We start from the raw sequence: 11,871 nt of genomic DNA, 5'->3' as shown, positions 1-11,871 counted from the left end.
GAGCGCTGATGCTCCCTCCCACCGCGTACGGGGATTCCCGCCTCTCCCTGTGGCTGCGCATACGGACGTACGCCGTGCCACCGTCCATGATCGAGCTCGCCACCGGCCGCCGTACGGCCGGGGACTGGGCCGGGGCCTGTGCCGCCGCCCGCATCGACGTCGACCCCGACTTGCGTTCCGTCGCCCGCGCCCACGGCCGCGAGCTCGCGGCCCGGCTCCGCGCCGACCTCCGCCATCTCGCCCCCGACCTGCTGCGCTGGCACATGCCGAGGATCGCGCCCGACGGGCTGCTGCGCCCGGGCCTGACGCTCACCCTGGCCCGCTACGAGCGCCCGGGCCGGGCCGGCCCGCTGCACCTGGTGGCCCGTACCCCGCCGGCCTGGGCGGACGCCGGCCAGCGCATCGGCCTCGCCCTGTGGGATCCGGCCGACCCGCCCACCGGCCGCCATCCGCATCCCCGCCCGAACCGCCGCTACCGGCTCGACCTGCACCGGCATCTGTGGGACGCGCGCAGGTCCGGTGAGCTGCGAGACCGGTCGGGGGCCGACGGGCCCGCACCGCCGGACAGCGATCCGCTGGGGCTGGCACCGCCCGGGATCGGCTGTGCCGTCGGCCGGTGGGCGGCCGAGGCGCGCATTCTGCTGCGCGCCGAGGAACGGTACGACGGTGCCTTCGCCGTACGGCTGGGCAGCCGCCGCCAGCTGGTCCTGGCGGTGGCGGCGGACGGGACCGACGCCCCGAAACCGACCGGCAACCGGCGCGGGCCCGACCCGACCGACGGGCTGTCAGGCCCGGCCGGACCACGGCGCCATGGACAACCACACGACTCCACGCACGAGGGCCACGCCCTGGATCCGGCCGAGAACCGGCGCGGGGCCGGCGCCGCCGACGGGCTGTCAGGCCCAGCCGGACCGCGGCACCATGGACAACCACACCACGCCACGGACGAGCACCACGCCCTGGATCCGGCCGAGAACCGGCGCGGGGCCGGCGCCGCCGACGGGCTGTCAGGCCCAGCCGGGCCGCGGCACCATGGACAACGGCACGACGCCACGGACGAGGGCCACGCCCTGGAACCGGCCGAGAACCGGCGCGGGGCCGGCGCCGCCGACGGGCTGTCAGGCCCAGCCGGACCGCGGCACCATGGGCAACCACACCACGCCACGGACGAGCACCACGCCCTGGAACCGGCCGAGAACCGGCGCGGGGCCAGCGCCGCCGACCGGCTGTCAGGCCCAGCCGGACCACGGCGCCATGGACAACCACACCACGCCACGGACGAGGGCCACGCCCTGGATCCGGCCGAGAACCGGCGCGGGCCCGACCCTGCCGACGAGTTGCCAGGCCCGGTCGGGTTCCCGCACCACGTCGCGAGTCGTGACGGTGCGCCGCGTCTGCGGATCGTCGGCGAGCTTCCGCCAGGCGGCCTGTCCGCCGTGCCGGTGTTGCCGGATGCGGCGACCTGGGTGGTGCCCGATCTGGAGTTGTTGCGTGCCGGGCTGCTCGGCCCGGACCGGCTGCATCCCCTGGTCGCCGCCGCGCTGGTGCCCGGCCACGTGGCGTCCGGTGCGGGCCGCGATCCGGATCCGGTGGCACGGGCGCGTCAGGTGGAGTGCCGGGGAGCCACGCACCGGATCGATCTGGTCGACGGCGTTCTGGTGCCACTGGACCACGGCCCGGACGAGATCCGGCACGAGGAACTGCTGGCCGCGCTCGGCGGGCCGCCCCTGCCCTGTCTGCGGGTCATCGACGAGGCCCACCGGCGTCCGGACTGCCTCACCGGGGTCCAGGAACGGCTGGACCACGGCGACACCGCCGGCGCCCTGGCCGTGGTCGAGGGTCTGCTGGGCCCCGGCGCGGTGCTGCGCGAGGGGCCGCTGCGGGACGAACTGGCGGCGGCGGCCGAGCGGCGCATCGCCTACGGCCTGTACCGGGCCGGTCTGGCCGAACCCGGCGGCACCTCCGGCACCCACAGCCGCCGCACCGGCCGAAGCCGCCGCCTCACCCAACGGCAGGCCCGCACCGTCACCTACTTCTGAACTTCCCTTTCCCTCATTCAACTTCACACCACAGGTGATTACCTCATGACCTCGCATGTTTCCGTGACCCTGCCCGCAGTTCAGCCACAGGGCAGCCAACTCCACGTCGCCGAAGCCCTGTTGGACCTGCTCCGCGACACGACCACCGAACCGCGTTCCGACCTCCAGCTGGAGGCGCTGACCCTGGCCGTGGCCGCCGATCTTCCGGTGCTGCTGTGGGGTGAGCCCGGCATCGGCAAGACGGCGGCGCTGACCCAGCTGGCCACCGCCCTGGACCTGCCGTTGACGACCGTGATCGCGAGCGTCCACGAGCCGTCGGACTTCTCGGGCCTGCCCGTCATCGGCGACGATCCGGCGGTGCAGGGCGTCCCGATGGCCCCGCCCGATTGGGCGGTGCGGCTGGTGCGCGCCGGGCGGGGGCTGCTGTTCCTGGACGAGTTGTCCACCGCTCCCCCGGCGGTGCAGGCGGCCCTGTTGCGGCTCGTGCTGGAGCGGCGGATCGGCGCCCTGCGGCTGCCGCCCGGGGTACGGATCGTGGCCGCCGCCAACCCCCGCTCCTCGGCCGCCGACGGCTGGGAGCTGAGCCCGCCGCTGGCCAACCGGTTCGTGCATCTGCAATGGGCCCACGACCACGATGTCGTCGTACGGGGTCTCGGCGGGACCTGGCCCCGGGCGACCCTGCCCCGGCTGTGCGCGGAGCGGCTGCCGGAGGCCGTGGCCTTCGCCCGGCGCGCGGTGTGCGAGTTCCTCGTCGCCCGGCCGGGGCTCGTCCACCGGCTGCCGAGCGGGGAGAGCCGCCGGGGCGGGGCCTGGCCGTCGCCCCGGAGCTGGGAGGCGACCCTGCGGCTGATCGCCTTCGCGACCGCTGCCGGATCGTCACGGGACGTGCTGTCGCTGCTGGTCCGGGGCACCGTGGGGGACGGTCCCGGGCTTGAGCTGCTGGCGAGCCTGGACCGGATGGACCTGCCCGACCCCGAGACGTTGCTCGCCGACCCGGCGGGCGCCGGACTGCCCGAGCGCGGGGATCTGCGGCAGGCCGTGCTGGACGGGGTGGTGGACGCGGTCCGCAGGCGGCCGGAGCGCGCCCGCTGGGACGCGGCCTGGGCGTTGCTGGTGCGGGCGATGGAGACCGGGGCACCGGACGTGGTGGTCGTTCCGGCTACCACGCTGGCCTCCCTGCGTCGGGAGGACTGGGACGTACCGGCGGCGATCGAGCGGCTCGCCGGTGTGGTGTCGCTGTCCCGGCGGGCCGACCAGGCCGCTCGTCCGGCCGGTGCCCGCCGATGACGGCGGACGCGCCCGGCTCGCTGGACCTCGGCAAGCTCTTCGCGGCACGGCTGCACGCGGCCCGTGTCCGGCCGTACCTGGCGTCGGCGCTGTTCGCGCTACGGCCGGTGGAGTCACGGCAGGTGCCGACGATGGGCGTCGACCGGTACTGGCGGTGCTATGTGTCACCGGCGTTCGTGGACCGTACCCCGGTGGCGGAACTGGCGGCGGTGTGGGTGCACGAGGTGGCGCACCTGCTGCGCGACCATCACGGGCGCAGCGACCGGTACGCCCGCGAGCATCAGCTGACCGGCCCCGCGGAGCGCCTGCGGATGAACATCGCCGCGGACTGCGAGATCAACGACGACGTGTACGGCGACGGGCTGCCGCGGCCCGAAGGCGCCGTGACACCGGGGAAGTTGGGGCTGCGCGCGGGCGAGCTGATGGAGGACTACCTGCGGCACTTCCGGCTCGGGCCGCGTCTGGAGCGGCTGGCCTGGCTGGACTGCGGCAGTGGCGCCGACGGGCTGGGCCGGGCGTGGGAGCTGGGGCCGGACGGCGCGCACGGGCTGAGCGAGCAGGAGCGGGACGCGATCCGGTTCCGGGTGGCGCAGGGCATCAAGGGCCGCCCGGGCAGTGCGCCGGACGGCTGGCGCCGGTGGGCGGAGGAGGTGTTCCATCCGCCGCAGCCGTGGCGCCAGTTGCTGGGCTCGGCGCTGCGCTCGGCGGTCTCCGCTGCGGGTGTGGGCGAGGACTACCGCTACGGCCGGCCGGCGCGGCGTTCGGCCGCGCTGCCCGGGGTCGTCCTGCCGAGTCTGCGGCGCAGGCCGCCTCGGGTGTGCGTGGTCGTCGACACCTCGGGCTCGGTCAGCGACGCCGAACTGGGCAGCGCGCTGCTGGAGGTGGCCGCGATCTGCCGGGCCCTCGGCGGTCGCCGTGACCTGGTCTCCGTCCTGTCCTGCGATGCCGCGGCCCGCACCGTGCAGCCGCTGTGCCGGACGGAGGGCATCGAACTGGTGGGCGGCGGCGGTACGGATCTGCGCGCCGGGTTCGCCCGGGCGCTGCGGACCCGGCCCGACGTGGTGGTGGTCCTCACCGACGGACAGACCCCGTGGCCCGAGGCGCGGCCGGCGTGCCGGACGGTGGTGGGTCTGTTCCCGCGGACCGGCGGATCGTACGACGAACACGATCCCGACTACCGCCCGGACGCACCCCCGGCATGGGCGCGGGTGGTGACGATCGGGTCGGGTGCGGGGTGACGGCGTTGGGGCCCGGCGGGGAGCCCGTTTCGGTGGGTACCGGCAGGAACCCCGGTCAGGTGAAGTACCGGGAGCGAGACCAGTTGCATGACGTGCCCGCATCGAGCCCCGCCCGGTGCAGCGCCCACAGCGAGCCGGCCCGGCCCGGATGAAGTACCGGCAGCGAGCGGCGGCCAGAGGAAGTACCGGCGCGGAGCACAGCCGGTGCGGTGACGACAGCGCGACCCGTGCCGCGAACCACCGACAACGAGAGCCAGTCGCGTGGCATGTCCGCAGCGAACCCCGCCCGGTGCGGCACCGCCAGGGAACCCGGCCCGGAGTGAAGCACCGGCAGCCGGCGGCCGCCAGGGAAAGTACCGGCGCGGAGCACAGCGGGTGCGGTGACGACATGTGCCGGCAGGGAGCCTCGCCCGTCGCCGGGCGTGCTCCCTGTTTCCGGGCCGCGTCGGGTCAGACGCCGACCGTCTCCTCGACCTCTTCCTCGGCCGTCCGCGCCGCTTCCTCATCGGTGACGCGCGTCGCCGACTGATCGGCGCTCGCCAGGGCGGCGGGGGCAGTCGCGTCGGTACCGGTGGCCGTGCCCGCGTGGCCGGCCGCGTGCCGGGCCTGCCGGGGGCGCTCGTGCAGGGCCGCGATCCCGGTCACCACCAGGCCCGCCAGCAGCCAGACCACGAGCGTCCAGACAGTGCGCGCGAGGCCGTCGTTGCCGAAGTACAGCAGGCTGCGGGCGCCCTCGACGAAGCCGGCGCCGTTCCAGAAGGCGTGCAGGGTGCCGAAGAAGCCGTTCTGCAGCTCGGGGCGGAACAACCCGCCTGAGCTGGTGAAGTTGAGCATCACGAACAGCACCATCATGGTGAGCGTGGTCCACCGCTTGAGGAAGGTGTGCAGGCCGACGCCGATGAAGAGGATGCCGGCCGAGTACAGCCAGGCCATGCCCCACACGCCCGCCAGGTCGTGGTGGGCGAGGTGGAACACCGGTCCGGCGAGCAGCGCTCCGATGCCGCCGACCACGGCGGAGACACCGAGCGCGAGCAGGGCCCGTACTCGCATCGCCAGGGCGGCGCCCGCGGCACCGAGGGCGGCGACCGAGGCGTAGGAACCGATGCTGAGGGCGATGAGCAGGAAGAACAGGCCCTGGCCTGTGGGGTCGTCGGCGACCGGCTGGGCGACGTCGGTGACCTTCAGCGGCAGGCCCTCCTTGGCGGCGACGGGAGTGAAGACCTTCTCGACGGCCGTCGCCCCCATGTCGGACGCGGCGCTCGCCACCAGCAGCTCGGGCGCCTTGGCGCTCGGCACATAGGCGCCGGTCACAGCGCGGGACTCGAGCAGATCGACGGCGTCGGCGCGGGTGGCGACCGTGCGGACGTCGAGCTTGTCCCCGGCGGTGTCCTTGACCGTCTGGGCGAAGACCTTCGCCTGCGGGGCACTGCCGACGACGGCGACGGGCAGGTGGTGCGGCTCCGGGGTCACGAAGGCCCCCATGTACGCGAGCCCCATGCCGATGCACATCAGCAACGGGGTGATCAGGTGCGTGAGCACATGGCGCAGTGCCGGTGACCTCATGGCGGGCGAACCTCCGAAGGTTGGCTTATACAACTCTCACTTCAAGTTGTACTATACAACTAGAACGCCGGAGGAGGTATTCCCGTGAGCACAGCGGAGTCGGCCGTCGAGACGATCCAGCGCGAGATGACGATCTTCGCCCGCCGGGCCCGTGCCTCGGCGGGCCGTATGCACCCAGAGCTGTCGCTGGTGTCGTACACCCTGCTCAGCCATCTGGAGGAGCAGGGCGGTTGCCGGGCCACGGACCTGGCGGCACACTACGCGCTGGACAAGTCCACCGTCAGCCGCCAGGTGGCCGCGCTGGAGCGGGCCGGGCTGATCGAGCGCCGCCTGGACCCGGAGGACCACCGGGTCCAGGTGCTGCACCTGACGGAGGCGGGCCGGGAGATCCTCGCCCAGGTCACCGTGAGCCGCCGGGCCGCCTTCCGCGCCCGGCTCGCCGACTGGCCGGAGGAGGACCTGGTGCGTTTCGCGGCCTATCTGGAGCGGTACAACGCTGATCCGGGCGAGACCGGGGCCGACTGAGGGACGAGGACCCAGATGGGCCCGGCCCGTGCCGGTCAGGCCACCGGGACCGCTGCCCGCTCACCGGCCGGCCGCGTCGGCGCACAGGCCGCGAGGAACGCCGTACGGCGGCGCAGCCGGAAGCCCAGGGACTCGTACAGCCGGATCGCGCCCGTGTTCCGTGCGCTCGCGTGCAGGAACGGCGTGTCACCGCGCTCCCGGATGCCGTGCGCGACCGCGAGGACCAGCCGGGTGGCGAGGCCCTCGCCGCGGAAGGCGGGGTCGGTGCAGACCGCGCTGATCTCGGTCCAGCCCGGCGGACGCAGCCGCTCCCCCGCCATGGCGATCAGCGTGCCGCCGCGGCGGATGCCCAGGTAGGTGCCGAGTTCGACGGTGCGCGACAGGAACGGTCCGGGCCGGGTACGGGCCACGAGGCCCAGCATCTCGGGTACGTCCGCCGGGCCGAGACGGACCGCCTCCGGGTCCGGCGCGGCGGCGAGGCCGTCGTCCACCAGCTGCACTCCGTCCGCCCGGAAGGTGACCTCCCAGCCCTCCGGCACCGCACCGCAGTAGCCCGACAGCGGGATCTCCGCGCCGGGACCGGCCAGCGCGGCCAGGTCCGCCCAGTCGCGCGCGTCCGGGTCGTCGGGCAGTGCCAGCCACGGAGAGACGTCGACGGGATAACGCAGCACGCGCCCGCGCCGCTCGGCGAAGTGGGCGTGCGGTCCGGTCAGGGAGGCGAGGGCGGGGTTGTCGAGGACGTGCGGGGCATCGGCGGCGGGCGCGTCGCGGACGCCCGCTGCGGCTATGAGGCTCACGCGGACACCTCGATCACGATCTTGCCGAGGGTGTGCCCGTCCTCGACGGCGCGCAGTGCCTGGCCGGCCTGCTCCAGCGGGAAGGTGCGGGTGATGTGCGGCTTCAGGGCGCCGCGTACGGCGAGCTCGGCCACCGCCTCGACGACGGCGGCGGTGCGGACCCGCCTGACGGGGGCGCCGCCGAGCGCGGCGACGGCCTGCTGCGGCGAGCCCGCGGTGACCAGCTTGCCGCGGTCCTTCAGCAGTTCGGCGGCCTCGGCCAGCACCGGGCCGCCCACCAGGTCGTAGACCCCGTCGATCCCGTCCGGGGCGGCGGCCCGCACCCGCTCCGCCAGGCCGGGCCCGGAGGGGACGTGCACCGCGCCCAGCGACTCCACGAAGTCCCTCTTGCCCTCGCTCGCCACGCCCACGACCCGCAGTCCGAAGGCGCGGGCGATCTGCACGACCGCGCTGCCGACCCCGCCGCCCGCGCCCGTCACCAGCAGCGTCGAACCGCCGGGAAGGTCCAGCTGGCGGACGCCGTCGTAGGCGGTGGCCGCGGCGACGGGGAGGGTGGCGGCGGCACCGAAGGACAGCGCGGCGGGCTTGTGGGCGGTCACATCGGCGGTGAGCAGGGCGTACTCGGCGTACCCGCCTTGGGCGGTGCTGCCGAACACCTCGTCGCCGACGGCGAACCCGGTGACCCCCGCGCCGGCCTCCACCACGACGCCGGCGGCCTCGCTGCCGAAGACCGTGGGAAAGGCGGGCTCGGACTCGCCGGGGCGGCGGAAGCCCTCGCGCAGCTTCCAGTCGACGGGATTGACTCCCGCCGCGCGGACGGCGATCAGGATCTCTCCCGGGCCGGGGCTCGGGCGGTCGAGGTCGATCAGCGCCTCGGTCTCCGGGCCCCCGTGCCGCGTGTAGACATACGCCTTGGGCATACTCGTTCCTCGCTTCTCTCGCTGTCACCGGTCTACCGGTGCCGGCACCGAGCGCAAAGGAGAAGCGCCGCAGAGCTATTCCCCTGGCCCGAAAGAGTTCATACGGCCGCAATGGTCGGGGCGGTGACCAGGGACGGACCACCCGGAACGGCAGCGTACGGTTGAAGGATGAACGTTACGCGAGGCTTCACGGGCCGCCCGCGCGTCCACAACCCCGGGCTGCCGCCGGGGCAGTACGACGCGGGCGAGGACTGGCCCGTCCTGTCCGCCGAGGTCACCCCGGACCTCACAGCGGCCGACTGGTCCTTCCGCATCGACGGCCTGGTCGAACGGCCGCACACCTGGGACTGGGACGCGGCACACGCGCTGCCGGAGTCGGCGTACGACGGTGACATCCACTGTGTGACCGGCTGGTCGAAGTTCGGCGTGCGTTTCGGCGGCGTCTCGCTGGACGCGTTCTTCCATGTGGTGCGGCCCCATGTGTCCGCCACCCATGTGATCGCCCGCTCCCACACGGGCTACACCACCAACCTGCCGCTCGCCGACCTCACCGGCGGGCGGGCCTGGATCGTCTGGGCGTACGGCGGCGAGCCGCTGCCGGCCGAGCACGGCGGCCCGGCCCGGTTGCTGGTGCCCCACCTGTACTTCTGGAAGAGCGCCAAGTGGATCGCGGGCCTCACGCTCCTCGACCACGACGAGCCGGGCTTCTGGGAGGGCAACGGCTATCACGAGCGCGGCAATCCCTGGGAGGAGCAGCGGTACTCCGGTGACTGAGACGGTGACGACGAACCCGGGAGCCCCGGCCGGCGGCCCCGGCGGTCCCGCGACGCGGTTCGCGGTGCCCGGCCGTATCGCGGTGAGCGAGCGGGTGGCGGCGGTGTGGCAGACCGCCACGCTGGCGGAGATCCGGCGGGAGACGCCGCACGCGGCCACCTTCCGGCTCGCGGTGCCGGACTGGGCGGGGCATGTGCCCGGGCAACATCTGCTGCTGCGGCTGACCGCGGCGGACGGCTATGTGGCGCAGCGCCATTACTCGATCGCCTCGGCGCCGGACGACTCCGGGCACATCGAACTGACCCTGGACCATGTGCCGGACGGCGAGGTCTCCGGCTGGTTCCACACGGTGGCCCGCCCCGGCGACACGGTCGAGGTGCGCGGGCCGCTGAGCGGTTTCTTCGCCTGGCCCGGCGACCGGCCCGCGCTGCTGATCGGCGCCGGCTCCGGGATCGTCCCGCTGATGTCGATGGTGCGGCACCGCAGAAGGCGCGCCCTCACCGTGCCGCTGCGCATGCTGGTGTCCGCGCGCGGCCCCGAGGAGCTGATCTACGCGTCCGAGCTGGGCGCCGAGACGACGCCCGTCTTCACCCGCACCGCCCCACAGGGTGTGCCGGTGGGACGTATGACCGCCGCACATGTGGCGCCCCTCCTGGCCGAGCAGCCTTCCGGTGGTTGGGAGGCCTATGTGTGCGGGTCCAACGGGTTCGCCGAGCACGCCTCCCGGCTGCTGGTCGCCGCGGGCCAGCCGGTGGACCGGATCCGCATCGAGCGCTTCGGCTGACCGACCCGCTCGCGCACCGGGTCGGTCGCGCGTTCGCGGGGCGCGTGGCGCGTTTCCACGCTCCAGGTGGGCTCGAACCCGCGGTTCTTGACGTGAGCGAGGTGCTCCGCAGGGGTACGAGACAGGTGTGGACACTCGTGTGCGTGAGCGGCGGGGGTGACGGGCCCGGTGACGGGCTCGTCGGCTCTCCGGCTCCGACGGTGCGAGGAGGTGGACATGCGTACCCGGGTGCACGGCTGGCGCTGGCAGCGCAATCCGCTGCGGCGCCACTCGGATGTCGTGGAAGCATGGACGTTGCTGATCGTGGCCGTCCTGCTGTTCGTCCTCACGCCCCTGGTCGGCGTGGCCGCGGGTCTGCGCGCCCATGAAACGGCCCGGACCCTCGCGGCCGAACAGCGGGCCGAGCGCCACCCGGTGCGCGCGCTGGTGGTCGGTGACCGGCCCGAGCCGCCGTCCGCCGTGCAGGGCGACCGCGAGAACCCGGACCGCGCCCAGGTCCGCTGGACCGAGCCCGGCAAGGGGACCCGGACGGCCTCGGCCCGGGTGCCGGCCGGGACCCGGACCGGGGACACGGTCACGGTGTGGTTCGACACCCGGGGCCGCAGTGTCGCACCGCCGCCGGACGACACGGAGGTCTGGCAGCACGCGGTGACCATCGGGCTGTACGCGGCGGGCGGTACGGCGGCCGTCGTACTCCTCGGACATGCCGTCGAGCGCCGGATCGCGCTGCGCCACCGGCTGGCGGAGTGGGAACGGGAGTGGGCGCGGACGGGACCGCGGTGGACCCAGCCGCGAGCGTGACGGCGCCCGGCCACCGAGAGGGAGCGCATTGGTCACTGGTCACTCCTGCGAGCACCTGCGTACGGTGAGCTGACGCAGTCCCCCTTCGCAAAGGCGGTTGTCGATGGCCCTGTTCGACCTTCCCCTCGACGAACTCCGCGCACACCGCAGCGAGTCAGTCGAACCCGAGGACTTCGATGCCTTCTGGGCCAAGACCCTCGAGGAAGCACGCGAGCACGAGCTGGACGCCCGCTTCGAGCCGGTGGACACCGGGCTTTCGACGGTCGAGGTGTACGACGTGACGTTCGCCGGGTTCGGCGGCCACCCCGTCAAGGGCTGGCTGCGGCTGCCGGCCGGTGCGGCCGAACCCCTGCCGCTGGTGGTGGAGTTCATTGGCTACGGCGGCGGGCGAGGGCTGCCGCACGAGAACCTGCTGTGGGCGTCGACGGGCCGGGCGCACTTCGTGATGGACACCCGGGGCCAGGGCAGCGCCTGGGGCGGCGGGGGCGGTACGGCGGACCCGGTGGGCGCGGCACCGGCATACCCCGGCTTCATGACGCGGGGCATCGAAGCACCCGAGAACTACTACTACCGCCGGGTGTACACGGACGCCGTCCGCGCAGTGGAGGCGGCCCGCTCGCACCCGCTGACCGACGCAGGCCGGACCGTGGCGGTCGGCGCCAGCCAGGGCGGCGGCATCACCCTGGCCGTCGGCGGTCTGGTCCCCGACCTGGTCGCGGTGGCGCCGGACGTGCCGTTCCTGTGCGACTTCCCGCGCGCCACGACGCTGACCGACCGTCACCCGTACCGGGAGATCGCCCTGTTCCTCAAGACGCACCGCGGCCGCTCGGCGGAGGTGCAGCGCACGCTGTCCTACTTCGACGGGGTGCACTTCGCGGCCCGGGGCCGGGTGCCGGCACTGTTCTCGGCGGCACTGGAGGACCAGACGTGCCCGCCGTCGACGGTGTTCGCCGCGTTCCACGCCTGGGCGCACGACGACAAGGCGATCGAGGTCTACGACTTCAACGACCACGAGGGCGGCGGCCCCTTCCACGAGGCGGAGAAACTGCGCTGGCTGCGGTCGTACGCCTGAGGCGGCGGGCGGGTCTTGTTTCGGCCGAACCGGCAGAGCACCCTTCCCTGCTGGTTTAGACCAATGCTAAT

General features: G+C 74.1%; 10 protein-coding genes and 2 pseudogenes. 9 read left to right on the top strand and 3 right to left on the bottom strand.

Translation table 11 applies throughout. The annotated features are described in order from the left end of the window. Window positions 1-8: 8 nt before the first annotated feature. The 4 genes and pseudogenes from BFF78_RS38440 to BFF78_RS38425 form a co-directional block, all read left to right on the top strand. Window positions 9-782: pseudogene (locus BFF78_RS38440) on the top strand (hypothetical protein); the annotation flags it as partial. A 615-nt stretch (window positions 783-1,397) separates the two neighbouring features. Next, window positions 1,398-2,039 (top strand): annotated as a pseudogene (locus BFF78_RS38435) (hypothetical protein); the annotation flags it as partial. A 45-nt stretch (window positions 2,040-2,084) separates the two neighbouring features. Then, entirely contained in the window at window positions 2,085-3,326 is a 1,242-nt protein-coding gene (locus tag BFF78_RS38430; RefSeq protein ID WP_069782668.1) for an AAA family ATPase, read from the top strand. After that, on the top strand, window positions 3,323-4,564 hold the full coding sequence (locus tag BFF78_RS38425) for a vWA domain-containing protein (protein WP_069782667.1): 1,242 nt from the start codon (window positions 3,323-3,325) through the stop codon (window positions 4,562-4,564). Before BFF78_RS38430 ends, BFF78_RS38425 begins: the two co-directional genes overlap by 4 nt. A gap of 450 nt (window positions 4,565-5,014) precedes the next feature. Here BFF78_RS38425 and BFF78_RS38420 read toward each other — a convergent pair whose 3' ends face one another. Further along, on the bottom strand, window positions 5,015-6,127 hold the full coding sequence (locus BFF78_RS38420) for an ABC-2 transporter permease (protein ID WP_069782666.1): 1,113 nt from the start codon (window positions 6,125-6,127) through the stop codon (window positions 5,015-5,017). 126 nt (window positions 6,128-6,253) lie between these two features. Between BFF78_RS38420 and BFF78_RS38415 the strand changes: the two genes are divergently transcribed. Beyond that, the gene (locus tag BFF78_RS38415; RefSeq protein ID WP_227026180.1) at window positions 6,254-6,652 is read left to right on the top strand and encodes a MarR family winged helix-turn-helix transcriptional regulator; all 399 of its coding nucleotides are present in this window, start codon (window positions 6,254-6,256) and stop codon (window positions 6,650-6,652) included. A 35-nt stretch (window positions 6,653-6,687) separates the two neighbouring features. Here BFF78_RS38415 and BFF78_RS38410 read toward each other — a convergent pair whose 3' ends face one another. Together BFF78_RS38410 and BFF78_RS38405 are read right to left on the bottom strand one after the other, a co-directional pair. Beyond that, window positions 6,688-7,449 carry a GNAT family N-acetyltransferase gene (locus tag BFF78_RS38410; RefSeq protein ID WP_069782664.1) on the bottom strand — a complete coding sequence of 254 codons (762 nt, stop codon included), beginning with the start codon at window positions 7,447-7,449 and terminating at the stop codon, window positions 6,688-6,690. Further along, a complete protein-coding gene (locus BFF78_RS38405) occupies window positions 7,446-8,369 on the bottom strand; it encodes an NADP-dependent oxidoreductase (protein ID WP_069782663.1) in 924 nt (307 codons plus the stop codon). The genes BFF78_RS38410 and BFF78_RS38405 overlap by 4 nt, the downstream gene beginning before the upstream one ends. 168 nt (window positions 8,370-8,537) lie before the next feature. Between BFF78_RS38405 and BFF78_RS38400 the strand changes: the two genes are divergently transcribed. The 4 genes from BFF78_RS38400 (at window position 8,538) to BFF78_RS38385 (ending at window position 11,800) form a co-directional block, all read left to right on the top strand. Further along, complete coding sequence (locus BFF78_RS38400; RefSeq protein ID WP_069782662.1) at window positions 8,538-9,143, top strand: sulfite oxidase-like oxidoreductase; 606 nt, start codon at window positions 8,538-8,540, stop codon at window positions 9,141-9,143. Further along, a complete protein-coding gene (locus BFF78_RS38395) occupies window positions 9,136-9,927 on the top strand; it encodes a ferredoxin reductase (protein WP_079161660.1) in 792 nt (263 codons plus the stop codon). The genes BFF78_RS38400 and BFF78_RS38395 overlap by 8 nt, the downstream gene beginning before the upstream one ends. 216 nt (window positions 9,928-10,143) lie before the next feature. Continuing rightward, on the top strand, window positions 10,144-10,728 hold the full coding sequence (locus tag BFF78_RS38390; protein ID WP_069782661.1) for an Rv1733c family protein: 585 nt from the start codon (window positions 10,144-10,146) through the stop codon (window positions 10,726-10,728). 103 nt (window positions 10,729-10,831) lie between these two features. Beyond that, the gene (locus BFF78_RS38385) at window positions 10,832-11,800 is read left to right on the top strand and encodes an acetylxylan esterase (RefSeq protein WP_069782660.1); all 969 of its coding nucleotides are present in this window, start codon (window positions 10,832-10,834) and stop codon (window positions 11,798-11,800) included. Window positions 11,801-11,871 lie beyond the last annotated feature (71 nt).

The sequence above is a fragment of the Streptomyces fodineus genome (assembly GCF_001735805.1).
GTDB lineage: Bacteria > Actinomycetota > Actinomycetes > Streptomycetales > Streptomycetaceae > Streptomyces > Streptomyces fodineus.
Note: the sequence above shows the minus strand (reverse complement) of the source record. Positions and strands in the feature narration are given on the sequence as shown.

Bases quoted from the DNA above. Each gene is read 5' to 3' on its own strand.
- BFF78_RS38420 (WP_069782666.1), bottom strand. From the start codon at position 6,127: ATGAGGTCACCGGCACTGCGCCATGTGCTCACGCACCTGATCACCCCG.
- BFF78_RS38415 (WP_227026180.1), top strand. From the start codon at position 6,254: ATGACGATCTTCGCCCGCCGGGCCCGTGCCTCGGCGGGCCGTATGCAC.
- BFF78_RS38405 (WP_069782663.1), bottom strand. From the start codon at position 8,369: ATGCCCAAGGCGTATGTCTACACGCGGCACGGGGGCCCGGAGACCGAG.
- BFF78_RS38425 (WP_069782667.1), top strand. From the start codon at position 3,323: ATGACGGCGGACGCGCCCGGCTCGCTGGACCTCGGCAAGCTCTTCGCG.
- BFF78_RS38400 (WP_069782662.1), top strand. From the start codon at position 8,538: ATGAACGTTACGCGAGGCTTCACGGGCCGCCCGCGCGTCCACAACCCC.
- BFF78_RS38430 (WP_069782668.1), top strand. From the start codon at position 2,085: ATGACCTCGCATGTTTCCGTGACCCTGCCCGCAGTTCAGCCACAGGGC.
- BFF78_RS38385 (WP_069782660.1), top strand. From the start codon at position 10,832: ATGGCCCTGTTCGACCTTCCCCTCGACGAACTCCGCGCACACCGCAGC.
- BFF78_RS38390 (WP_069782661.1), top strand. From the start codon at position 10,144: ATGCGTACCCGGGTGCACGGCTGGCGCTGGCAGCGCAATCCGCTGCGG.